18 protein-coding genes and 3 tRNA genes are annotated in these 24,904 nt (G+C 37.4%); 13 read left to right on the top strand and 8 right to left on the bottom strand.

Annotated elements, in window-relative coordinates:
* The first annotated feature begins 560 nt into the window (after positions 1-560).
* Positions 561-1,721, top strand: coding sequence for an MFS transporter (locus MCO_RS02480; RefSeq protein ID WP_007552399.1), 1,161 nt, complete (start codon positions 561-563; stop codon positions 1,719-1,721).
* A 366-nt stretch (positions 1,722-2,087) separates the two neighbouring features.
* On the opposite strand, the gene MCO_RS11030 is transcribed toward MCO_RS02480, so the two are convergent.
* The 3 genes from MCO_RS11030 to MCO_RS02465 all read right to left on the bottom strand — a co-directional run bounded on the left by MCO_RS11030 (position 2,088) and on the right by MCO_RS02465 (position 3,705).
* Complete coding sequence (locus MCO_RS11030) at positions 2,088-2,330, bottom strand: N-acetyltransferase (protein ID WP_245256831.1); 243 nt, start codon at positions 2,328-2,330, stop codon at positions 2,088-2,090.
* A gap of 108 nt (positions 2,331-2,438) precedes the next feature.
* Positions 2,439-2,813 carry a hypothetical protein gene (locus tag MCO_RS11025; RefSeq protein ID WP_007552397.1) on the bottom strand — a complete coding sequence of 125 codons (375 nt, stop codon included), beginning with the start codon at positions 2,811-2,813 and terminating at the stop codon, positions 2,439-2,441.
* Between the two features lie 802 nt (positions 2,814-3,615).
* A tRNA-Ser gene (locus MCO_RS02465) sits at positions 3,616-3,705 on the bottom strand.
* A 289-nt stretch (positions 3,706-3,994) separates the two neighbouring features.
* On the opposite strand from MCO_RS02465, the gene rplU reads away from it, so the two are divergent.
* The 5 genes from rplU to MCO_RS02445 all read left to right on the top strand — a co-directional run bounded on the left by rplU (position 3,995) and on the right by MCO_RS02445 (position 8,821).
* Entirely contained in the window at positions 3,995-4,486 is a 492-nt protein-coding gene (gene rplU / locus MCO_RS02460; RefSeq protein ID WP_007552396.1) for a 50S ribosomal protein L21, read from the top strand.
* 12 nt (positions 4,487-4,498) lie between these two features.
* A complete protein-coding gene (gene rpmA, locus MCO_RS02455) occupies positions 4,499-4,768 on the top strand; it encodes a 50S ribosomal protein L27 (RefSeq protein ID WP_007552394.1) in 270 nt (89 codons plus the stop codon).
* 989 nt (positions 4,769-5,757) lie between these two features.
* Positions 5,758-8,262, top strand: a complete 2,505-nt coding sequence (ptsP, locus tag MCO_RS02450) for a phosphoenolpyruvate--protein phosphotransferase (RefSeq protein ID WP_007552392.1) — start codon at positions 5,758-5,760, stop codon at positions 8,260-8,262.
* Positions 8,263-8,542: 280 nt separating this feature from the next.
* On the top strand, positions 8,543-8,671 hold the full coding sequence (locus tag MCO_RS11475; protein ID WP_007552390.1) for a hypothetical protein: 129 nt from the start codon (positions 8,543-8,545) through the stop codon (positions 8,669-8,671).
* A 60-nt stretch (positions 8,672-8,731) separates the two neighbouring features.
* A tRNA-Ser gene (locus MCO_RS02445) sits at positions 8,732-8,821 on the top strand.
* Positions 8,822-9,125: 304 nt separating this feature from the next.
* Here MCO_RS02445 and pgi read toward each other — a convergent pair.
* From pgi to MCO_RS02430, 3 genes are all read right to left on the bottom strand, one after another.
* Complete coding sequence (gene pgi / locus MCO_RS02440; RefSeq protein ID WP_007552388.1) at positions 9,126-10,796, bottom strand: glucose-6-phosphate isomerase; 1,671 nt, start codon at positions 10,794-10,796, stop codon at positions 9,126-9,128.
* 197 nt (positions 10,797-10,993) lie between these two features.
* The gene (locus MCO_RS02435; protein WP_007552387.1) at positions 10,994-14,128 is read right to left on the bottom strand and encodes an efflux RND transporter permease subunit; all 3,135 of its coding nucleotides are present in this window, start codon (positions 14,126-14,128) and stop codon (positions 10,994-10,996) included.
* A complete protein-coding gene (locus MCO_RS02430; RefSeq protein ID WP_007552386.1) occupies positions 14,112-15,269 on the bottom strand; it encodes an efflux RND transporter periplasmic adaptor subunit in 1,158 nt (385 codons plus the stop codon). Before MCO_RS02430 ends, MCO_RS02435 begins: the two co-directional genes overlap by 17 nt.
* Before the next feature lie 379 nt (positions 15,270-15,648).
* Here MCO_RS02430 and MCO_RS02425 point away from each other — a divergent pair.
* From MCO_RS02425 to MCO_RS02410, 4 genes are all read left to right on the top strand, one after another.
* Positions 15,649-15,725: transfer RNA gene (locus tag MCO_RS02425), tRNA-Arg, on the top strand.
* A gap of 647 nt (positions 15,726-16,372) precedes the next feature.
* Entirely contained in the window at positions 16,373-18,046 is a 1,674-nt protein-coding gene (locus MCO_RS02420; RefSeq protein ID WP_007552385.1) for a formate--tetrahydrofolate ligase, read from the top strand.
* A gap of 184 nt (positions 18,047-18,230) precedes the next feature.
* Positions 18,231-18,464: a 30S ribosomal protein S21 gene (gene rpsU / locus MCO_RS02415; RefSeq protein WP_007552384.1), complete on the top strand. Its 234-nt coding sequence runs from the start codon at positions 18,231-18,233 to the stop codon at positions 18,462-18,464.
* Between the two features lie 678 nt (positions 18,465-19,142).
* Positions 19,143-19,721: an SH3 domain-containing protein gene (locus MCO_RS02410; RefSeq protein WP_040298640.1), complete on the top strand. Its 579-nt coding sequence runs from the start codon at positions 19,143-19,145 to the stop codon at positions 19,719-19,721.
* A 58-nt stretch (positions 19,722-19,779) separates the two neighbouring features.
* On the opposite strand, the gene irrA is transcribed toward MCO_RS02410, so the two are convergent.
* A complete protein-coding gene (gene irrA / locus MCO_RS02405) occupies positions 19,780-20,274 on the bottom strand; it encodes an iron response transcriptional regulator IrrA (protein WP_040298638.1) in 495 nt (164 codons plus the stop codon).
* A gap of 230 nt (positions 20,275-20,504) precedes the next feature.
* On the opposite strand from irrA, the gene fabA reads away from it, so the two are divergent.
* From fabA to fabI, 3 genes are read left to right on the top strand one after another with little or no spacing between them, the layout of a single operon-like run.
* Positions 20,505-21,014 carry a 3-hydroxyacyl-[acyl-carrier-protein] dehydratase FabA gene (gene fabA / locus MCO_RS02400; protein WP_007552381.1) on the top strand — a complete coding sequence of 170 codons (510 nt, stop codon included), beginning with the start codon at positions 20,505-20,507 and terminating at the stop codon, positions 21,012-21,014.
* Positions 21,015-21,070: 56 nt separating this feature from the next.
* Complete coding sequence (fabB, locus tag MCO_RS02395) at positions 21,071-22,291, top strand: beta-ketoacyl-ACP synthase I (protein WP_007552379.1); 1,221 nt, start codon at positions 21,071-21,073, stop codon at positions 22,289-22,291.
* 51 nt (positions 22,292-22,342) lie between these two features.
* Entirely contained in the window at positions 22,343-23,161 is an 819-nt protein-coding gene (gene fabI / locus MCO_RS02390) for an enoyl-ACP reductase FabI (protein ID WP_007552377.1), read from the top strand.
* Positions 23,162-23,409: 248 nt separating this feature from the next.
* Here the strand turns inward: fabI and gpsA are convergent, their stop codons facing one another.
* A complete protein-coding gene (gene gpsA / locus MCO_RS02385) occupies positions 23,410-24,432 on the bottom strand; it encodes an NAD(P)H-dependent glycerol-3-phosphate dehydrogenase (RefSeq protein ID WP_007552376.1) in 1,023 nt (340 codons plus the stop codon).
* Between the last annotated feature and the right edge of the window lie 472 nt (positions 24,433-24,904).

Genomic DNA, 24,904 nt, shown 5'->3' with positions numbered 1-24,904 from the left:
TTTTATGGAAAGCGGTGGAGTATTAAATTTCTTTTAGTTCGAATCCTTTATACTTACCATTGAATTTTTGCAAATAAACCTCCTAAAAACAATGATGGTGAAATGATCACCCAACTAAAACTTCCCGCTCGACAATCCAGCTTCGCCCATATGCGTACCTTACGATAGGCCGATCAAGCTACATCCGTTTACCCAATAAAATGATATTCTTGGTAGCTACTGCTATTGCACCACATTGGCAGCGGCAATTCGTCCGAGCCTCATCAATGAATAGATAGCCAAACTGCCTTCAGTATGAGGGGTGTGCTGTTATATTCCGGTGTGGCAATCGCCAACGCAGTTTCTAGTTCTTTGGCTGCTCTTGAAGCAGTGAAATATTTAACGGATTTTGACAAATGTCAAATTATAGAAAAAACATTATTCATTAATTTTTCCGGATATCAAATTGATAAGACTGGAGATCCATATAGCGGCTCTTGCCATATCTGTAATAAAATGTGAGCTTTTATATTTATATAAAATAATTAGTACATTACTTTGTGGACGCTATTGGTGAATAAATGAAAAGTATATTAGCATTTGGATTTTTATTTAACGGTATAAGGATTTTAACAGGCGCCTTTATTGTATTTTATATGCTTGAAAAAGGCTTAACTCTTATCGATATCGGTATAATTAAGTCATTTCAAGCTTTTATTATGATGGTTACAGATATTCCTCTTGGATATTTTGCCGATAGAAAAAGTTATAAAATATCTATAATTTTGGCAGCGGCTTTTGCTACCGCATGGCTCTTTCTCATGGGAGTTTCTACAAGCTTTTACGGTTTTCTTTTGGCAGAAACTTTTAATGCATTATCGCTTACATTGATTGCTGGTGCCTATAATGCCCTACTTGTTCAATATGCAAAAACAAAACTTGCATCCACTAAAAAAGTGCTCGGTTCCAGCTCTCAATATAATTACATTGGCATGTTTATATTTAGTTTGATAGGCGCATATTTTGCCGATTATTCTAGCCAATATATATGGTATATATCTGCGTTTTTAATGATGATCACAACAGTCTTTGGTTTGTTTTTTTTGGATGATCTAAAGGGAAAGACAAAAACAATAAAAGCGAATTCTTTCATTTCTGACGCAAGAGAAATGTTCTCTATTTTTGTTAAAGTTCCTTACATATCTCTATGTTTTTATTTTTCACTTATTTTTTTCAATATATTTTCTCAGTATTGGCAGTGGATATTTAAAGATTATGATATCAATGTAACTTATTTTTATCTTGGTATAACGTTTTCTCTTATATTGCTCTCTCAGCTACTGGCTAGTTTTCTCTTTACAAAACTAAGTGAGGGAGTGAATTTTATTCTACTACTGTTTCTTTCAGCTGCTACGATTTTTACAGTTGCCTTCTTTGAGCCCAAAAAAGAAATTGCTGTTATTTTAGTCTGTATGATTTTTTATCTCATTAAGTATACATATCTTCGTGTGGAAGTTGTCCTGCACGATAGTATTAGCGATAATCTTAGAGCTACATACGAATCTTTCTTGTCCACTGTTGGAAGGCTTAGCCTATTGGTATTTTTTTACATGAGTGCGTATATGGTAAGTATGTTTGGTTTTCTGTCATTAGTATATATTTTTGGTATATATATATTCATCTACTTGTTTGCAGTGTTTTTTTTAGAAGGAACTCTAAAAAGGTCTCAGCGCGAATATTAACTATCATTATTGCGAATGTTTCATGCGATTTAAGAGTGAAGCGTTTGCATATCACGGTTGGGTTTAAAATTTTCGACCTCCGATCACAGATGCAATGATGCAATATAGCACCGTTGAATCTACATATTTTTACTGAACCAAAGGGCAACAATTATCTATCAAAAAATATCAGACAAACTATGCTGTGCTGTGGGAAGTCGTTCTTTGATGTTGGAGGAAAAACACACAACAAACAGTAAATTGTCAGTCATATCAAATAAAAAAATTTCACTTATCCAAATTGGACCTGTGATAGATATCTTTTTTTGATACGATTATCCTGAAAATAATAAATTCTCTTGTAGATTAGCAAAAAAGAGTTCATAACTAAACCGCTATGTGTTTATTGGAATAAACTTTGAATTCACCAAAGTTTATAAAACCCAATTTTTTATAAATGCCAATTCCCTCGTGAGAGGCTTGCATACCAATAACATGACATTTCTTTCTTTTTAAATGCTCAATAGCAATTTTTATCATTAATGTCCTAACACCTCTTTTCTGAAAATCTGGATTGGTGACAATATCATACACTCCACCAATTCCATCTGCTTTAATACAAAAACATATTGCTACAGGACTATTGTTTATATAACTAACGAATATCTCTACATCAGAGTCTTTTTTATAACAACGGCCTATTGTTTCATAAAATATAACCGCTTCTTCATCAAAAGGCTAAAATACTGATACCATAACATTTCCGTAATCTCTAAAATCTTGAAGAGATTCAACTTCCTTGATTTTGAAGTTATCCGGCATAGAAGTAACATGTGAGTCTATATTTTGTGCTAAAGCTGTCATTCCTACCTCTGTTTCAACATGCTCTAAACCCATAGATAAGAGAACTTCATCAACTTTATAATGAGACGAATGCGGTCCAACCCACCAAGCTAAAGGCAGTTTTTGTGCATTAAAGGAATCGATTATAGATTTTGCTTGGTCTACAGGTATAGTTTCTTGTAAATTTTTAGCAGAGACAATATTGAATGTGTCTGAAGCAAATGTTGAATTAACAGAAGATACTCCATTTGGAAAATCAACAACCTTCATTTTAGGGCATAATTTCGGTAAAAAACGTACCTTTGAAAAAAGTTATTCTCTAACGATAAGTCAATTTTTGATTTGTTTAACATTTGCTATCTTTGTAATTGTTCATCATTTTAAATTGATCTTTTAATACTGGGGCTGTAAAAAATCCGTCAGCTCAAAGGTAATCCAAAATTCTTTTAAATAAGCCTCTATAACCTGTAAGTCCCCCAAAAATCCGCCGACAACACTAAAAAATTATTCTCGGGAATGATATTGTTGCTCTCCAATATTGCAGACCATATTGCAATAATTTTCTCTTCAGAAATACAGTTTTTCTTTGATAATTTTTACTGTAGGTGCTGATCAAGTGGTGTTTATCTATTTTTCTACTTTTGTTTAAAGGCTACATATCAATAGCAATTATAAAAGCAGGAACCATGTAATTTGATAGTATATCGTTAACTTTATTTTTCAAAAAATCTTTGTTTATTCCACAAACGTAAAAGCAATATTTCGGTTTTTGTTCTCTAAAAATGAGGGGTCAAAAAAGCCTCATAGCCCAAAAGTCAGGTAAATTAATGGTTTGAGGACATGCATACCTTCGACTAGGTGTTCACATGCATAGAAAAAGGAGACTGTAAAAATGGAAATTTTAGGGGTAAAATGGTGCAATTTGAGAAAGTGAAGTACAAGTCTCAATCGTCATCGCGAACTCTGAAAGAATATGGAGATCCAAACATTTACAGGATTACTTCATCATCTGCGATTCCTCGCAATGATGATTTCTGGTGACGGTGAGAAAAAAGCTATACTTAAAAAAATCTGGCGGAGAGAGAGGGATTCGAACCCCCGATAGAGTTGCCCCTATGCCGCATTTCGAGTGCGGTGCTTTCAACCACTCAGCCATCTCTCCCTGTGAAAATACAAAAAATCCCACACCGTTTAAGTATATAGCGGGTAGATAACTTTCAATTGTATCTAATACAACTTTTTTTGCTTTTTTGTAGGACTTTATTGACAGAGAATAGAAATTCCTTCATATATGTAAAATGCAAGCGTGGGGAAATCTGCGCATATTTGTGTTTGGGAGGATGTTTTTATCCTTCTTTTAAAATCTATTACGACTGATAAAAAGCAGCCTATTTTTTCTTATTGATAAGATAGAAATCAAATAAGAGCTGGAATGAACGGAAGGATAAAAAATGTTCGCAGTCATTAAAACCGGTGGTAAGCAATATCGCGTTGTTACTAACCAAGTGGTGAAAGTTGAAAAAATTATTGGCAATGCCGGTGATGTTGTCGAATTCAATGACATATTGATGATTGGACAAGAAGGGAATGCGGTTATTGGTACACCTGTTGTTACTGATGCTTTTGTTACGGCTGAAATCATAAAACAGGTACGTGGACGTAAGGTTATCGCGTTTAAAAAGCGCCGCCGTCAAAATTCGAAGCGTACGCGTGGTCATCGTCAAGAATTGACAACGCTTCGTATTTTAGAGATTTTAATGGGTGGTTCAAAGCCGAAAAAAGCAGCTACAAAACCGATTAAAGAAGAAGTGGCTGTATTAAAAGAAGTGACAAAAGAAATAAAAGCTGCTGCTGCTGTTAAGAAAACGGTTAAAAAAACTGCTGAAAAGAAAACTACGTCGCAGAAGGAAGCAGCTGTAGCATCAAAAAGTAAAGAAGATTAAAGGAGAGCATCCGTGGCACATAAAAAAGCTGGTGGTTCTTCGCGTAATGGTCGCGATTCAGAATCAAAACGTCTTGGCGTTAAAAAATTTGGTGGTGAAGCCGTTATCGCGGGAAATATTATTGTTCGCCAGCGCGGTACGCGTTGGCATCCTGGTAACAATGTCGGCATTGGAAAAGACCATACCCTTTTTGCATTGTCCAATGGAAAGGTTTCTTTTCAAAGAAAAGCGAGTAACCGTTCGTATGTTTCGGTCATTCCTATGGTGGAGGCAACAGAATAGACTACAATATTTTCTGTAATAAGCCGGCGTTCTGTTAAATTTCGGTTATGGAATTGTGAGTCTTGGAAAGGAAAGATGGCACCCCATCTTTCCTTTTTTGCTCTATGATATATTGCAAAATAAAGGGACGTGCAGAAAATTAAGAAAATCTTTTTCTTAAATAACCATAAAATTGGTATTATGTTTCGTTTGTACTGGAAGCATTGACGTGATGGTGAAGTTTACCAATAGATGAGCATATGATGGCAGTGAGGGGTGGGGCTTTTTATACGTAGAAAAACGCTAGGCAGTTTATTGTAGAGAGGTAATTTATTTTCGAAGAGATTTGAGGGAGCATTTGCGGGATCGTTTTGTAAGGGTGAGCCGGTTTACGGAATAGTGGTGTTCATAATATACTTTCAACGGTCTTGAATATTTGTTGGGTTATCTTTTTAGAAGAAAGGGAAGCCTATAATGTTGCTAAGGTTATATCATGGGATATTTAGCTTTGCGAAATTTTAAAGAGATAGGCTGAGAGTAGAAGTTTGTAAGCATGTAACGAATCAAAGAGGAGAAAGGGTGAATTACTCAGTTTTGGGGAATAAGTTAAAATATAAGCTAGAGTTTCAGATGATTGGGAGGGCTGCTTTTTTATATAAGAAGTAATGACAAGTTATATTGAATAACTTGAGATAATGAGGGACTTTTTAAACATAGCTTTTCAGTTGGTTGGGTGTGTAAATATCAGGGCATTTGTCTTTGTGAAATTAAAGAATAGGAGTCAGATTTGCCTATGATGGTTTTAAGCAATACGGTGAACAGCAATATCCAATTGTTTGATAGGACCATGTTAGGGTGTTAAAGCACTTCGCTTAGTTATATTTTGTAAAACAAAGGAAAATTGTGGTGCTGTTTATACTTTGTATTTTGGGGAATGAAATTTATCAAAAATGTTCATGCTCAAATGTGAGGTTGTTTGAATTCATGATGAAATATAAGGAAGTAGAAGCGTGAATACAGATTTTAACGAGAGTGAAATCTTGTCTATAGGATCTGTACAACTTGCAGCTGCTTTTGATCATAAAAATGATGCGATTTATGCTGCTGCCGAATTACTTGTGCAGATTGGAGCAGTTGACAAATGCTATCTGGCTAGCATGCTCCAACGTGAAGCAATAACAAATACTTGGCTTGGAAATGGTATAGCAATTCCTCATGGGATGATTGAAAATTGTGATTTGATTATCAGAGACGCTGTTGCAGTTATACAGATTCCTGCTGGTGTTGAGTGGCAATATGGAAAGAAAGCGCGTTTAGTCATTGCTATTGCAGCTAGTCCGAATCGCTATAGAGATATTTGTAAAAAATTAACGCATCTTTTATTCGATAAGGAACGTCTAGAAGCACTTTCAACAACTGCAGATAAACAGCAGATTATTACAACTCTTTTTGATCAGAATATGAAGATAGGGAAGACTTCTATTGGTGATCTTTCGGTAAGCCAAGAATGGACTTTAGATTATCCAAGTGGTCTTCATGCGCGGCCAGCTTCTCTTTGGGTTGACTTTGCAAAAAAAGTCCAGAGCTCTATCAGAATTCGCCATGGTCAGTATGCCGTTGAAATGAAAAATTTGGTTGGTTTATTGCAATTAGGAGCAAAAAACGGTGATGTTCTGATTTTTTCGACGGATGCTGTAGAAGGTGTAAAACTTCTTAAGGAAGCGATTTCTGTTGCGAAGAAAGTGAGCATAAGTGAAAAATGTATGATGAGAGAGACGGAATCTCAAATGAAGGCTTTTCATGGTTGGTATCCGTGCTCTGGGCAAAAAGGTATTTCTGGTGTTGGAGCAAGTTCAGGATTAGCGCTTGGCAAGATTTTTGTTTTAAGGCAGAATAATATTACCATAACAGATCAACCAATTGATTTTGCGATTGGTACTGCATGTCTTGAAAGTGCTCTTACAAAAACAAAACATAAAATGGCATCAGTTATTGCTGATATAACAGCGCGTATGGGAGCGGATTCTGCTGCGATTTTTTCTGCGCAAATAGCTTTGCTTGAAGATGAAAATCTGATAGCTCAAGCTTGTCGTTTTATGGCAGAAGGTCATGGTGTAGCTTGGTCTTGGGATAGAGCGGTTCGGCAATTTGCAGATATGTTTTCTAATGTAGATAATCCGTTATTAGCGGCACGTGCTGTTAATTTAGTTGATGTTGGTCGTCGTGTTTTAGGCGAGATTAACCCATCGTATAGACCATTCTTTTTAGATGATATCCCACGTGGTATTATTCTTGTTACAGATGATCTATCTCCTTCTGACGTAGCTCAACTTGATTGTACAAAAGTACAAGGATTAGCAACGGCATGGGGAGGACCTCTGTCTCATACAGCTATTCTGGCTCGTACTCTTGGCATTCCAATGGTTGTTGCTACGGGTGCTGATATTTTAGCAGTTGAGTGTAATGTTCAGGCTATTATTGATGGCGATAATGGATTCATTTATCTTGATCCTTCTCCTGAAGATGTTGAAGATGCTCAAAAACAGATGCGTATTGTTGCGCAAAAGCGTGATAGTGAGATACGCGTGTGTAGATTACCAGTGCAAACGACAGATGGTCAAAGAATTCGTATCATGGCTAATGTCAATTACGCATATCAGGTTCCTGTTGCGCTTGATTTTGGAGCTGAAGGTATTGGACTCATGCGTACAGAATTTTTGTTTTTAGATAGTCCACATATTCCAGATGAAGAGGCACAATTTGATGTATACCGGACGATGATTGCAGCTGTAAGAGATAAGCCATTAATTATTCGTGCGCTTGATATTGGTGGGGATAAACAGGTTACGCATTTACATTTATCTCAAGAGGACAATCCTTTTTTAGGTGTTCGGGGAACACGGCTTTTATTGCGTCGGCGTGACCTTTTAGTTCCGCAATTGCGCGCTTTGTATCGAGCCGCAAAAGAGGGTGGAGATTTATGGATTTTGTTTCCAATGGTTATGTCTGTTTCAGAGATTTTTGCTATAAAAAAGATCACAGAAGAAATTCGCAACGATATTGATGCACCAAAATTAAAGCTGGGTATTATGATTGAAGTTCCGGCAGCAGCTATTATGGCAGATGTTTTGAGTGCCTATGTTGATTTTTTTTCAATTGGGACTAACGACTTAACACAGTACACAATGGCTGTTGATCGACAAAATCCTTATCTTGTGTCCGAAGCTGATAGCCTTGATCCAGCGGTTTTGCGTATGATTTATCAGACTATTCAGGGTGCGAAAAAACATAAGTGTTGGGTTAGTGTGTGTGGAGGTATGGCCGGTGATCCTTTTGCAGCGATGATTTTGACTGGATTGGGGATTAACGAACTTTCTATGATATCTTGTGAAATTTCTTCGGTAAAAGCGTGTTTGCAGACGCATAGTTTTGAAGACATGAAAATTTTAGCAAAAAAAGCATTACAATGTGAAACTGCGCGAGCTGTGCGAGCTCTTAGAAATGATATAAGGTGATGTAGGGGCTTTAAGGGGGGGCTCGTTAATCCTGTAATTTGGTAACGTAATCACATTATAAACCATTTTTGTTGGAATAAGTTCTATTATCTCAGTGAAGCGCTTTTTAATGTTGGCACCGATGGCTTAATGGAGTCGCTTATCCTATTTATTATTGGATATAATGAATGGTAATGGGTTAGTAGTGATGCTTAATCATTTGATTTTTGAAAAAACAGCATTATCAATTTGAAGATGATGTTATTCACAAAATGTGAAGGTATACAAATGAGCTAAGAGAATGGCTGTTTCTGATGATTGCATTTTAGAAGATACCTATCCACGGAAAAATTGCTTTTTAAAAGGAGAGGAAGTGCTTGTTATTCAACAAGTATTACATCTTACTTTGATAAATGAAGTTGCTTTTTGAATTTTGAATGCATAGTTTAGGCTTGCACGTTACTTCTTTCTGGGTATAGTGCGCAAATCTGGAGAGGTGGCCGAGTGGTTGAAGGCGCACGCCTGGAACGCGTGTATATGGGAAACCATATCGAGGGTTCGAATCCCTCTCTCTCCGCCAAAATATTAGCTAAAGTGATCTCATTAAAATGTTTCATTGTATGTAACTTGTCAGCAAGTTTTGTACCAATTTATTTTTTTCTAAAAAATTCAACAGAATCTTCAAAGTCCTTGCAAAATTTTTCTTCCTTTTTGCTATCAAATGCTGATCTTTATCATTTTTTGCTCTTTTTTGATTTTCTTCCGTCAAAATCTAATCTGAAAAATAATGTCCGCCGATGGTAAAAAATATACACAAAAACAATGAATTATCTCGTGTTTCTCCAATCCTATCTTTTCCTATTTAGTACAAAGCTACTAACAAATCATATTCGTTCTGCACGTCTTACCTGAATGTGTGCCAACAAACCTACTGTTGAACTATCACGATTATCTGCTGTATTTTCTCCTCGGAGTATTGATAACAATTCATTTGCTAATTCTTTGCCAAGCTCAACACCCCATTGATCAAATGAATTAATATTCATTAAAATACCTTCTACAAAAATTCGATGCTCATAAAGTGCAATGAGACGGCCAAGTGCAAAAGGTGTCAATAAATCCTGAACCAGCATAATACTGGGGCGGTTTCCTTCAAAACTTCTATGAAGTGCTAAATTATCTGCTGCACGTTCACCAATGCCATTTTTTACAAGTATATGCCAAGCATCTTCGACACTACGCCCCTTCATCAAGGCTTTTGATTGCGCTAGGCAATTTGCTACCAACATGTCACACATAGGATCTAAATTTCGTTCATGCCCTTTTATAAATAAAATAAATTCTACAGGAATGACATCTGTTCCTTGATGCAGAAGTTGAAAAAAAGCATGTTGACCATTTGTCCCTGAATCACCCCAAACAACCGGACCACTCGAAAAAGTTAATGGTTTACCATCCAAAGAAACCTGCTTACCATTTGATTCCATATCAAGTTGTTGCAAATAAGCCGGAAAACACGCTAAACGCTGTGCATAGGGAATGATAGCACGTGATGAATAACCACAAATAACACGATGCCAGAACCCTAAAAGAGCAAATCGAATAGGAATATTTTTATGCAAAGGCGTTGCTTTAAAATGTTGATCCATCTGTAGAGCGCCCTTGAGAAATTGACGGAAATTCTGCCCTCCTATTGCTAACATAACAACAAGACCAATGGCTGACCAAATTGAATAACGCCCTCCAACCCAATCCCAAAATCTAAAAACTCTTGAAAAATCTATGCCAAACTTCGCCACTTTATCAAGTGAACTTGAAACAGCAACAAAATGCGTACAAACAGCCTTTTCCCCTAAATGTGAATGAATCCATTGACGTGCAATTTGAGCATTTGCTATTGTTTCAGCCGTTGTAAAAGTTTTAGAAGCGATGATAAATAAAGTCGTTGCTGGATTCAAAACAGAGAGAGTATCAGAAATATCTGCACTGTCAGCATTAGAAACGAAATGACAACGCGGACCATCATGATAAGGTTTTAAGGCACGTGTGACCATCGCAGGACCAAGATCAGAACCACCAATACCAATGTTTACAATATCATTTATTCTCTCACCACTTTCTCCCTTATAGCTGCCATCACGCACCATTTCAGAAAATCTTTCCATATCGTTAAAAACAGCCTGAATATCTTGGACAAGATCATGCCCATCCAACATAAAAACTTCGTCGGCAGGTAAACGTAATGCAATATGAAGCACAGAGCGCTTTTCAGTTGTATTAATGGCCTGACCTGAAAACATTGCTTCACGCCTGCCTAATACATCTGCGGCAACAGCCAAATTATCCAAGAGTTGCAACGTTTTAAATGTGACACCACACTTCGAAAAATCGAAAAGGAGATCATCAAGTCTTAAAGAAAAATGAGAAAAACGCTGTTTATCCTCTTGGAAATGCCGACGAATATCATGTACTCCATCCTTTGTCGCGTGTCTTCTTAAAGCTTTCAAAGCTTCCCCAAAAGCTTTTTCGTTTCGAATCAAAAAGCTACCTTCCATGAACTTATCCCGCACAGTTATTGACAATGAAATCTATGCATAAATAATGATAAAACAGAGAGCGTCTCCTTTGTTACTAGTTATTTTTACTTCTCACGTACAGGATTAGGGGGTACAAAAATGGAAAGATAAGACTCCAAAATGACATTTGTAAAACAAGAGTAAAAAAAACTTTCAAATCTTTCCTACCAGATACATTATTCAACTTGGCTAAGTTCTCTTGTCAAGCGTATAGTTTCTTCTGCTTTTGCTCTTACAAAACGTCCGAGAAAAAGATAAACAACAGGTGTAACATAGAGTGTAAAAATAGTTGCCAGTCCCAAACCACCAACAATAACCCAACCTAGAGCTATACGTGCCTCTGCACCAGCTCCCTTGGCTAAAATCAAAGGGATTCCCCCTAAAATGGCACAAATCATTGTCATACAAACTGGACGAAGACGAATATTCGCCGCTTCTTCTATAGCTTCATGCACATTTTTACCTTGATCACGTAACTGGTCTGCAAACTCAACAATGAGAATACCATTTTTGGCCATAACTCCAATCAACAAAATTAAACCAATTTGACTGTAAATATTGAGACTAACACCGCTTAAAAGCATCGCAATTACAGCACAACCAATCCCTAATGGTACGGTAGCCATGATAATAAATCCTGAAATAAAACTTTCAAACTGTGCAGCTAAAACCAATAAAATAATTACAAAGGAAATTCCAAAAACAATCATAAAATTAGAAGATGTTTCATCAAATGTCGCAGCTTCCCCTAAGGGAACCACATAGTTTCCTTTCGATAACAAAGGAGCAGCAACTTTCTGTACAATTTGATAAGCATCCCCTAAGACAAAACCTGGAGCAAGATTTGCACTTAAAATAACAGCACTCATGCGCTTCTCCCGTTTTAATTGGGGAGCAATAGCTTTTTCATGTAAATTTGCAATAACCGACAAAGGAACATACTGATTTCCTTTAGTTTTTAAAAAAATATTTTCCAAATCACTAGGGCTTTCCATTGGATTTTTACGCGATGTCAATTTAACATCATAAGAGTGATCATTTACGTAAATGGAACCGATCTTTTTACCATCCAACATTGCTTGTAATGTATTGCCCAAATTGGTAATATCAATCCCTAAATCAGAGGCTTTTTCTCGATTAATTTCAATAAAAAATTGCGGTTGCGTGGCATCAACAGTAAGACGAGGACGAATGAAATGCGGATCAGCTTGTAAAGCACTAACCAGTTTATCCGCAATGAATTGTAATTTTGTGTAATCATTCCCAAGAATTGCAAATTGTAACCCTTGGCCAGTGCCCCTCACACCTAAAGAATTTCCCTGCGCGGCAAACACAAAAACTGCGGGAAATTGTCTAACCTTTGCATTAACATCTTTCACGATTTCTTGCTGACTACGCAAACGCTTATCCCAAGATGAAAGCAACAAAACCAAAAAAGCAGTATTCGACGAACCGCCAATGCCCGCAATAGAATAACTGTTAGCAATTTCTCCAGAATCATGTAACGGTTGTAAACTCGCTTCAATTTGCTCTACCTGTTCATTCAGATATTGTGTTGAAATACCCTGTGGTCCACTAATGACCAAAAAAATGAGAGCTCTGTCTTCTGCTGGTGTCAATTCCTGTTGTAATTTCATATAACCTCCAACACAAAGACCCGCAAAAATAAGTGAAACAATGACAACGGTCCAAGGTTTTCCCAAACATTTATGCAAACTATAAGCATATCCCTTGCTCAAAAAAGAGCCTAATTTGTACAGAATGATAGAAGGATGCGTCCCTCCTTTATTGCTCTCAACATGTTCTTTAAGAAAACGTGAAGCCAACATGGGACAAAGAGTTAAAGCAACAACTGAAGAAAGCAGAATAGAAATTGCCAACACAAAACCAAATTCTCTAAAAAGTGCACCAACTTGTCCAGGAAGGAAAGAAATAGGTACGAAAACGGCAACAAGAGTCAATGTTGTTGCTAAAACAGCAAAAAATACTTCACGCGTCCCTAACACCGCCGCTGCTCTAGGGCCTAATCCCATATTGCGCCATCGAACAATATTTTCCAGAACAACAATAGCATCATCCACCACAAGCCCTGTTGCCAAAACCAATCCTAAAAATGTGAGAATATTCAATGAAAATCCTGCAAGATAAATGGCAGCAATTGTACCAATTAAAGCGACAGGAAGAGATAAAGTGGGAATAAGCGTTATACGAATATCTCTTAAAAAAAGAAAAATAACCAAGATAACGCTCAGAATAGCAATGACCAATGCAACCTCAACCTCATGAAGCGCACTTTTAATAAAAAGTGCATCATCGCTGATAATACTTATATGCACAGAAGAAGGAACAACACTCTTAAGACTATCGATAACCGCTCTAACACCTTCGGAAATATTAAGGGTATTGGATTGCGCTTTGCGCACAATTCCCAACCCAATGCCTGTCTTTCCATTGATACGAAGGATGACCGTTTCCACATCCGGTGACAAAGTAATATGCGCAACATCACCAAGATGCACATGAGGTTTTAAGACAACTTGTTCAAAAGCTTCTGGTGTTGTCAAGCGTGCAGTAGCACGCACAATTAACGCTTGCTTAGAATTCCGTAACGACCCAACAGGTACATCCGTTGTCATATCAGCAAGAACACGTGAAATATCTGCCACGGTTAATCCGTAACTGGCAAGTTTCGCTTGATCTATATCAACTTGAAAAATCTTAGTGCGCGCACTATCAACTTGCACATCACCAACACCATCAACAGCAGAAAGTGCATCAACAACCTGATCGTTTACAACCGTTGTTAAATCATCAATGTTCATCGTTGGTGAAGTCACAACCAAATACATCATTGCAGCAGCATTTGAATCTGCTTTAATGATCAGAGGTGAATCCGCGTTTTTAGGTAAAGAATAGGCAACACGAGATAGAGCATCACGAATATCAGATGCTGCAACATTCAAATCAACACCAACATTAAAACTAACCTCCACACGGGAACGTCCAAAAGAAGAAGTTGAAGAAATTGTTTTAACACCTGAAACACGAGAAACTGTATCTTCTATAATCCTTGTAATTTCACGATCAACTGTCTCTGCCGATGCACCAGAAAAAATCGTCATAATCGTCGTCACTGGAGTATCAACATTTGGTAATTCGCGTACATCAACATTCAACCATGCAGCAACCCCCGCAATCATAATCATAGCATTCAAAACAAAGGTAAAAACTGGCCTACGAATAAATAATGCAATTATACCGCCCTGCTCAACCTGTACTATAGGCTGTTTTGTGCTAAATTCTTGACTCATTGTACATCCTCTGCCCATAAACGGCTGATAGTTGCTGTTGATCGGGCTTTGGATCATCAAAAGTAACCCTACTTCCTGGATGGAGCATTTGTACTCCCTGTATGACAACTCGTTCACCATTTTTTAGAGGTGCTTTCACAAATACTTGATTTGCTTTATGCTGAATAATCGATACTGGAATAGGCTCTACCTTTCCCTCTCTTTCACGCCAAACAAATGACCCTCTACTGTTCCATTGAACCGCAAGAGGATTAACAACAGGAAAAGAACCACCGTAGAATTCTAACGCAACAGAAAAAGACATACCTGTCATGAGCGTATCTTTTTTATTATTGATTTCAACTTGAATATGAAGTGTGCGGCTTTCTGTATTAACAACATTATCAATCGCATAAATATGACCAACAAAAACTTTATCCGGCTGTGCCGTTAATGTTGCCGTTACTTCATCTCCTTTATGTATTTGCGATACATATCGTTCAGGAACCCATATATCGATAAAAATACGTTCTCTATTCTCAATACGACCTATTACAGTGTTAGGAATAACAGCATTGCCCTTATCAATGGGTAAAATACCAATAACACCACTAATCGGTGCACGAATTGTGTGCCGTTCAAGATCTAGTTCAGCATTACGTAGAACCAAATTTGCGTTATCCAGCTCTAAGCGTGCCATAATTTCCTGAACCTCTGTCGCTGTATGACTGACACGTAATTTAAGAATACGCGAAAGTGTTAAGGCGCTATTATCACGTTGTATTTTTGCTTTTGCAGCCGCTATTTCTTCCTTTTTAGAATCAAGCTTTGCAATCACATCACCCACCTGTACTTTCGTGCCAGCTGATACAAAAACCTTATCAATAATACCTGATGACCAAGGGGTTAGCTCCACCGCAGCAAACGCTCGTCCGTTCCCAAGAACATTCAACTGTTCATAAAAATCCTGAACTTTAACAAAATCAACGACAACATTCGTCGGAGTGTTTTCCGTTAGTGCCTTCGAAATTTTATGCGATGCATTTGTTGTTTTATCCACTATAGAAATACGTTGCTCTGAACTCCGTTTTCCTGCCCAATAAGTAACCGTCAAAACGACAACGAAAAACACCAATGGAAAGATTTTTTTTAACAACTCCATATATCTATCCTTGCTGTGTCATGAATATGTAAATTTATCTGAAAAAGTCCCCAACAGTGATATCCGAGTTTCACACAAAAACTGAACTGCAGGTAGTGTATATTACCCCTCCACCGCAAAAAACATATCTCATCTCTTGCTTGACTATCTTTTGTAAATAACAACGTCAAGTTAACTATCGTTCATATTGAGTTGTACTATTAACTCTACAGAGAAATTATCATATAAAATTCAACTTAAACCGGAAATGCACTTTACCCTTTTTAAATATATCAACAATGAAGAGATAATTTTTTTATTTTCACCAAGTTTTCCTTGCAATTCCTCAATGAAACGATTAGGAACCCCTTAATCTTAATAAGATAAAAAACTGCAAAATGCACCCGTAGCTCAGCTGGATAGAGCACCAGACTACGAATCTGGGGGTCAGGAGTTCGAATCTCTTCGGGTGCGCCATTTATAGAAATTTTTTACTTTTCTTCAGTGCGTTATCGGTATTTTAACTATAAATTTCACGATTGAATCACCTTCTATCATGCACTTATAATACTATTAAGCGGGTACTATAATTATTCTTTTGATTGCGAATCAGCCCCTCTTTTTCAAGGTACTTGTGAGTGCACTAAATATTGAATGTGTTTTCACTACTCAAAAATAGAAGGCTTTGAAAACCTCTTTCATCTCTTAAAATTCAAAACAAAATATTTTGTCTTTTTCCGGAAAATCTTCACCATTTTAATAAAATTTTCCCACGCAATTTTCAAAGCTATCACATTCTTCCTTAGTAAGAGATAAAAAATCTGAATAAAATAAATTGTAGGGAGAATCAAAACGGCAACAAAGCGCTTTCATGAAAAGTCTAATGTATTTATGTAAAAGGGCTTTTTATAAGATTCTCATTTCTTCTAAAAGCTTGCCGGAACTAAAATTGTTTTGCTAAAAAATCTATAAACATTCCTCTTATCCTACTTTAGTATTCCGTCTTGCACAGTATATCATCAACCTCTATGATGCTTTTCCTATTTCCATGTGTTATAAGTGTTCTCGCCCGAGAATATACACCTCCATAATGGTAACAAAAGTCAAGTTTAAAGAATCTTTCCATGCCTAAAACAGATATTGAAATTGCTCGCTCCGCTCAAAAGCAACACATCACTAAAATTGCGCAAAAAATTGGTATCGCATATGAAAATCTCATTCCCTATGGACATGACAAAGCTAAAATTTCTTCGGCATACATAGAATCGCTTAATAAAAAACCGGATGGTAAACTTATCCTCGTCACGGCTATCAATCCAACACCTGCTGGAGAAGGAAAAACAACAACGACGGTTGGACTCAATGACGCTCTCAATCTCATTGGAAAAAAAACAATAGCTGCCTTGAGAGAACCATCCTTAGGTCCTTGCTTTGGTATAAAAGGTGGTGCTGCTGGAGGTGGTTATGCCCAAGTTGTACCAATGGATGACCTTAATTTGCATTTTACTGGCGATTTTCACGCCATTACGGCTGCTCATAATCTTCTTGCTGCAATGATAGATAATCATATCTATTGGGGAAACAACCTGAATATTGATCCACGCCGTATTGTTTGGAAGCGAGTCCTTGACATGAATGACCGCGCATTGCGTGATATCGTTATTTCATTGGGTGGAGTAACCAACGGTTTTCCACGTCAAACAGGTTTTGATATTACTGTTGCATCAGAAATTATGGCTATTTTTTGTCTTGCCAAAAATCTAGAGAATCTTACGCAAAGACTCAAAAAAATTATTGTCGCATATCGTTACGATAAAACACCTGTGACAGTTGCTGATCTCAATGCAGAAGGTGCAATGACAGTTCTTCTCAAAGATGCTCTGCAACCTAATCTTGTACAAACGATTGAAAATAACCCTGTTCTTGTCCACGGAGGACCTTTTGCTAACATTGCTCATGGCTGTAATTCCGTTATAGCAACAAAAACCGCTTTAAAACTTGCGGATTATGTTGTCACAGAAGCAGGATTTGGAGCAGATCTCGGAGCAGAAAAGTTTTTCAACATTAAATGTCGACAAGCTGATATTACACCAAATGCTACAGTAATTGTCGCAACAATTCGCGCACTAAAAATGAATGGTGGAGTGGCTAAAAATGATTTAACAGTAGAAAATATTGCAGCTTTACAAAAGGGAGCAGCCAATCTTCTACGGCATATCAAAAATATGGAACACTACGGTGTCCCTTGTATTGTTGCTATTAATCATTTTGATATTGATAGCGATGCTGAAGTGAGTACATTACAAAAAATAGTTGCAACAACCGGACATAAAACTGTTGTTTGCAAACATTGGAAACAAGGTGGAAAAGGTGCCATAGAACTTGCACAAGAACTTGTTACCTTAATTGAAGAAAAAAGTGCCCATTTCAAAGTTTTGTATCAAGATAACCTGCCACTCGTCCAAAAAATTAATTCTATTATAAAAAATCTCTATGGTGGACGTGGAGCTATAATCGCAGATCATATTCTTAAGCAACTTGAATGTTGGGAAAAAGAAGGTTATGGAGCGTTTCCTATTTGTATGGCAAAAACACCCTATTCCTTTTCTTCCGATCCTACTCAATACGGTGCTCCTGTTGATTTTGAAATTCCTGTACGAGAAGTTCGTCTCTTAGCAGGTGCAGGCTTTATTGTTGTCATTTGCGGAGATGTTATGACCATGCCCGGTTTACCGCATTACCCTATCGCTGAAAAAATTCATCTTGACGAAAATGATCAGATACAAGGGCTTTCATAAGCTTATACTTGTAAAGTCAATCATTCATTATGAAAAGCACCCTATAATGAAAAGATTAGAATTTTAAAAAGTGATATAGACAAGCCCCTTCTTTGTGTGGTATGCGTGATGTGTGTCCTTTTAGATGTCTATTTAAAAGGGGTTTTTCTTTCTATTATGATACTGAAATAAAGCAGGATAAATAGTGCAAGTACTCGTTCGTGATAATAATGTTGATCAGGCGCTACGTGCGTTGAAAAAAAAGATGCAGCGTGAGGGTATCTTCCGCGAAATGAAGATGCGTAGTTACTATGAAAAGCCTTCTGAGAAGCGTGCTCGTGAGAAGGCTGAAGCTGTTCGTCGCACACGTAAGCTTGCACGTAAGCGTGCGCAAAGAGAAGGTCTTGTTGGTAACAGTCGAACTGCAGCATTAAAATAGTGTGTGAATAAATTTCTGTGTGATTGTATTGTAGAATTTTTGTTTGCATTTATGAGAGTGATTGTCTATTCTCAATTATAGTGCCTTATGAGGTTCTTTTCTCTTTCAGCTATTTTGAGACATGAGAATAATAGATCATTCTTTGCAAATTTTTAAGAAGCATTAACACTGAGAATCACCATTTTTATGTTTGCACAGTTATGAGTCAGTCCATCATATCTTGGACTTCTCCAATGTTGTTTATTTTCTTACATTTAAATGGGTCTATTAAGCGTGTATTTCATCCTATTCTAAAACTGCTTTTTTGATTCATAATAGACATATGGCTGCCTTTTTATTTTAGAAGTAAATTACACAGATCGATAAGTATTTTAACTCTATCTGTCATACAACAGCTGATACAGTTTACAAAATATTCAACCGTCTCAATACTCAACATTTATTTCAAACATATAGCTGCATGAGAATTGGATGTTGATTTAACGATACACTCTCATAGACATTGTAAGCATTAGAAGTTCAAACTTTGGTTTTACTTATTCTGTTATTCTTATAACAATTTCTTCACTGTTTAGATCTCTTTAACTAGCGGTATGCCATATTTTAATCAGTTCTCAATCATATCTTCCAGTTCTTAGATTACCAATACATAAAAATGAAGAGATAAAAGGTTTAAGTGTGCAATATTCTAGTTGGTTTCGATTCTCACTGCTTGCATTATGTATCCTAATGGTAGGAACCTTTGTATTCGTATTCAGTTCACCTCATTTTTTGTACGCACAAACGCCCAATCAACATTCAGAGCAGAATTTAGGACCAAGTGGTTTACCACTTCCGCGATTTGCTTCGATTAAACCTACCCGTGTTAATGTACGCATCGGACCAGGAAGCAATTACTCTATCATCTTTACCTACAAAAAACAGGGACTGCCTATTGAAATCATCCAAGAATATGATCAATGGCGCAAAATTCGTGATGCCGAAGGTGATGAGGGATGGGTATATCAATCGCTTTTATCAGGAAAACGAACCGCTATAACTATTCCATGGCAAAAAGATAAAACAAAAAGGCTTATGCTACGCAAAGTTCCTGCAGACAACGCAGAACTTGTAGCAGAAGTAGAGCCTAACGTCATTGGTAATATCCGCCAATGCAATGGATACTGGTGCGAGTTAAACATTAATAACACGCGCGGGTGGCTTCCTCAACCACAGTTATGGGGAATCTATCCTGATGAAAAAATAAAAGGTTGGTAAATTTTCAAATCAACCAATTTTAATTTTTATTCTTTATTAAACTCCTTGAGTCCTATAATTAGATTTTGGGTTTTAACCGAACTATCAAATCAACATGTGAAATTTCCATACCCTCTGGTGGTTTAGGCAAATTCCCGATAATAGGAGCTTCTTCTAAATCGCACGGAATATCAAGAATACGATTTTCACCTTCTATGTAAAAATGATAATGATTAGATGTATTGGTATCAAACCAAGTTTTCGAACCTTCTACGGCAATAATCCGTAATAATCCCGCTTCTGTAAATTGATGAAGCGTATTATAGACAGTTGCTAAAGACACAGGCACACCCAGCGCTATTGCCTCTTCATAAAGCTCCTCAGCAGCAATATGACGGTTGCCTTGAGAAAAAATCATATGAGCAAGCTCTAACCGCTGACGTGTTGGCCGCAACCCGTTTTGACGTAAATGTTTTTCTAACATAGGGATGGAATAGTGATGTACAACCTCCACACAGTCCTTCGCTGACTGTTGTTCTTCATTCAAACCTAAATTGTCTACACTCACCGACATGTTAAAAACCACAACTTATTCCTGTTTAAATAAGGTTAAAATATAAAAATGGGGACAGTATGGTGTAATTTTTATTCCATTTTTAAATAACCCACCGTGTAGGATACATAAAAAAGGGTATTTGTCATTAAAAATGATATAAAATCATTTCCCTCTCCTTAAAATTTGCTCTAAAAGTAGATTATGAAGAAGCGCAGAAGCAAAAATATACATAAATAAATGGAGTAACAATGGCTGAACAAAAGTCTCGCTACACTTATGAAGAACTTCTAAGCTGCGCGCGCGGCGAAATGTTTGGGAGGGGTAATGCACAATTACCTGCACCACCAATGTTGATGATTCATCGAATTACCAAAATTAGTGAAGCCGGTGGTGAATACAATAAAGGAATGGTCCGTGCCGAATTTGATATTACTCCAGACCTATGGTTCTTTGACTGTCACTTTATAGGTGATCCGGTCATGCCAGGATGTCTCGGTTTAGATGGTATGTGGCAATTAACAGGTTTTTTTCTTGGTTGGTTAGGTGAACTTGGCAAAGGAAGAGCTATATCAACAGGTGAAGTAAAGTTGTCAGGTATGGTAACTCCGCAAACCAAACTTCTTGAATATGGAATAGATTTTAAACGTATTCGGCGTGGAAATTTGGTCTTGGGAATAGCCGATGGATGGGTAAAAGCAGATGGGGAATCCATCTATAAAGCGAGAGATTTACGGGTTGCTTTATTTAAAGAAGACTGAAATTATTTCCATTAGTAGGGACATTTTGTTATTCTGTGTGAAACAAGGAGGTATGAATGCGTCGAGTTGTTGTAACTGGAATGGGAATTGTTTCTGCAATTGGGAATAATCCTCAAGCTGTTTTAACTAGCTTGTATGAAGCAAAATCTGGAATTTCTTATGCACCCCAATATGCTGAGTTGGGCTTTCGTAGCAGAGTTTATGCCAAACCTGATGTTAATATAGAAGAATTGGTTGATCGACGTGCTTTACGTTTTCATGGACGTGGAACTGCTTGGAATCACATTGCCATGGATCAGGCAATTGCTGATGCGGGTTTAGAACTTCATGAAGTATCAAATGAACGTACAGGTATCATTATGGGCTCTGGAGGTGCTTCAACTCAGTCAATTGTTGAAGCTGCTGATATTACACGCCAAAAAGGTCCAAAGCGCGTTGGTCCTTTTGTCGTACCTAAAGCAATGAGTTCTACAGCATCTGCAACACTTGCAACTTTTTTTAAAATTAAAGGAGTGAATTATTCAATCTCTTCGGCTTGTGCCACCTCTAATCATTGTATTGGCAATGCTTATGAATTGATACGATACGGTAGGCAAGATCGTATCTTTGCCGGTGGTTGTGAAGATTTGGATTGGACATTATCTGTATTATTCGATGCTATGGGTGCCATGTCCAGCAAATATAATGATGTACCAGAAAAAGCTTCACGTGCCTATGATATCAATCGTGATGGATTTGTTATTGCTGGCGGAGCTGGTGTTTTAGTTCTCGAAGAGTTAGAACTTGCTAAAGCACGTGGAGCAAAAATCTATGGAGAAATTGTTGGGTATGGCGCTACATCCGATGGACATGATATGGTTGCTCCATCTGGCGAGGGAGCAGAACGGTGTATGCGTATGGCGCTTGCAACCGTAAATAATAAAATTGATTATATCAATCCCCATGCAACCGCGACACCTGTTGGTGATCCCCCAGAAATAGAAGCAATCTGCCGTATCTTTGGAGCAGGTGACCAATGCCCTCCAATTTCTGCAACAAAATCCTTGACTGGTCATTCCTTGGGAGCGGCGGGTGTTCAAGAAGCAATCTATACACTATTAATGATGAATCATAATTTTATTTGCGAGAGCGCTCATATTGAAGAACTTGATCCAGTTTTTGCTGATATGCCCATTGTTCGTGAACGTCGAGATCATCAACAACTTAATACTGTATTGTCAAATACATTTGGTTTTGGCGGTACCAATGCAACGCTCATTTTCCAACGCTATGCATAAATAGGAGTTCTTAGCTGGTTGAAAAAAGCACGGTCTTTTACGGAGAATAATATGAAAGGTTTGATGGAGGGCAAACGTGGCCTTATTATGGGGGTTGCAAATGACCATTCGATCGCATGGGGTATTGCGTGTCAACTAGCAGAAGCAGGAGCTGAATTAGCTTTTACCTATCAAGGAGATGCCTTTGGAAAACGGGTTCAACCCTTAGCAGAACAGCTCGGTTGTGAATTGTTACTTGAATGCGATGTTGAAAAAATTGAAAATGTTGATCGTGTCTTTGAACATCTTGAAAAAGAATGGAAAACTATTGACTTCGTTGTTCATGCTATTGGCTTTTCAGATAAGACGCAACTAAAAGGGCGTTATGTTGATGTTACAACACGCGAAAACTTTAAACGCACAATGGTTATTTCGGCTTATTCTTTTACTGAAATTGCTCAACGCGCTGGTAAGCTTATGCCCAATGGGGGTACACTTTTAACACTCACCTATGGAGCTTCCCAACAAGTTGTACCTAATTACAATATCATGGGTGTGGCTAAAGCTGCTTTAGAAGCTATGGTACGCTATTTAGCCGCAGATTTTGGCCCTCAAAATATCCGCGTTAATGCAATTTCAGCAGGACCTGTTAGAACCCTAGCTGGCAACGGCATCGCAGCTGCACGCGCAATCTTTTCGTATCAACGTCGTAACGCGCCATTGCGCCGTACAGTAAATATCCATGAAATCGGAAAATCTGCTCTTTATCTACTCTCTGATTTATCATCAGGTGTTACTGGTGAAATTCATTATGTTGATTCAGGCTATAACATTATGTCTATGCCAACACTTGAAGAATTAAAACAAAGCGAGGACAATCAGGAAGAATAACTATCCATAATGCTTCTGAAAGTGTAGATTTGGCTGTTTGTGTACTGTTTTAGAAGCGTTTTCAACACTTTCTGGCATAACATCTAGAAGTGGGAGAGATGCCTTATTCTCGAAGAGATGCTTTAAACAATAATCGAATATAACTCTATAATCCGCTAAAGCGTTACTGCCTTATCTAATGGTTAACGTAACTTATTGCAAAATTTTCATGATATTATAATCATATCTCTCTTAAGTGTTTGAATAGTTTAAAAGTATACTAAGCCATGCATTTCATCTTTTAGTGCTCGGTTCAATAATGCATCAGCTGCTTCAACTACGCTTTTACCACAAAATAGGATCTGATAAATTTGCTCTGTAATTGGCATTTCTACCCCGATACGTTGCGCTAACATACGTACTTCTTTAGTGTTTAAATAACCTTCAACAACTTGACCAATCTGTTTTACCGCTTTTTCTGTATCCATTCCTTGGCCAAGAAGCATTCCAAAACGGCGATTGCGCGACTGATTATCAGTACATGTCAAAACCAGATCACCTAAACCTGTCATCCCCATAAATGTAGAAAGCTCAGCGCCCATAGCAGTGCCTAAACGACTGATTTCAGCTAACCCTCGCGTGATGAGAGCTACTCGAGCATTTGCTCCAAATCCCATACCATCTGATATCCCTGCACCAATAGCAATGACATTTTTGACAGCTCCACCTACTTGAACGCCTATCATATCTGGATTTTTATAAACTCTAAAATTTTTGCTACAATGGAAAAGTTGCTGTAGTTCTTCACTAAATTTAGCATCAGAAGCTGCAACCGTAATTGCCGTAGGCAAACCAATAGCAAGTTCTTTAGCAAAAGTTGGTCCAGAAAAGACAGCTAAAGGGATTTTATCACCTAAAATCTCACGAGCAACTTCTTGTAAGAGACGTCCTGTACTCGGTTCTAAGCCTTTTGTTGTCCAAATAATACGTGAATGTTGATTTAAATAAGGTTGGAGTTTGTACAATACCTTATGAAACACATGACTTGGAACAGCGATTAATATATCCCGACTTGCGGTTATTGCAGTCTCAAATGAAACTTCAAGCGATAGATTATCGGGAAATCGAACATCGGGTAAAAATGACTGATTGCAGCGGTATTCCTGTAATTTTCTGATATGTTGAAGGTCATGTCCCCATAATAAAACCCGATAACCGTTACGGGCAAGTGCAATGGCTAATGCAGTACCAAAAGAACCAGCACCAATAACTGTCATCGAAGCAGTATTCATTAAGTTTCCTGATAATTTTTCAAATTTTCGTTTTAATTGTATATTATTGTTGCAATATCTTTTAATATAAATTCACTAAATTTTAAAGCCTTACCTCTTCAGGGCTTTATCTAATACAACACGTAATCTTTTTAAAGATCTTCATATTTTTTGTACTGAATTATATGGACAAATTCTTGTACATTCTACAAATGACTATTTGAAACAAAGTTAAGGCTTTGCTAAATTCTCTATGGATTTTCTCATTTAAAATAATGCCCCCTCAATAATTATTATATTGCTTCCCTGTACAAAACACTTACGTCCCATTAACATTTTTGCACCTAACATCTACCAAAAGAGCCAATGCTTAGCACTGACTCCTATGGATATTTTATTATTGGTAACTACTTTATGGGAGCTTGCGTATTGGCACTTGACCAATGGGCATTTCTACCCCTGGAGCCTGCTCTACAGGAGCTTGCGTATTTGG

It is taken from the genome of Bartonella sp. DB5-6 (genome assembly GCF_000278115.1).
GTDB classification, from domain to species: domain Bacteria; phylum Pseudomonadota; class Alphaproteobacteria; order Rhizobiales; family Rhizobiaceae; genus Bartonella; species Bartonella refiksaydamii.
This window is presented reverse-complemented; position numbering and strand designations above follow the sequence as displayed.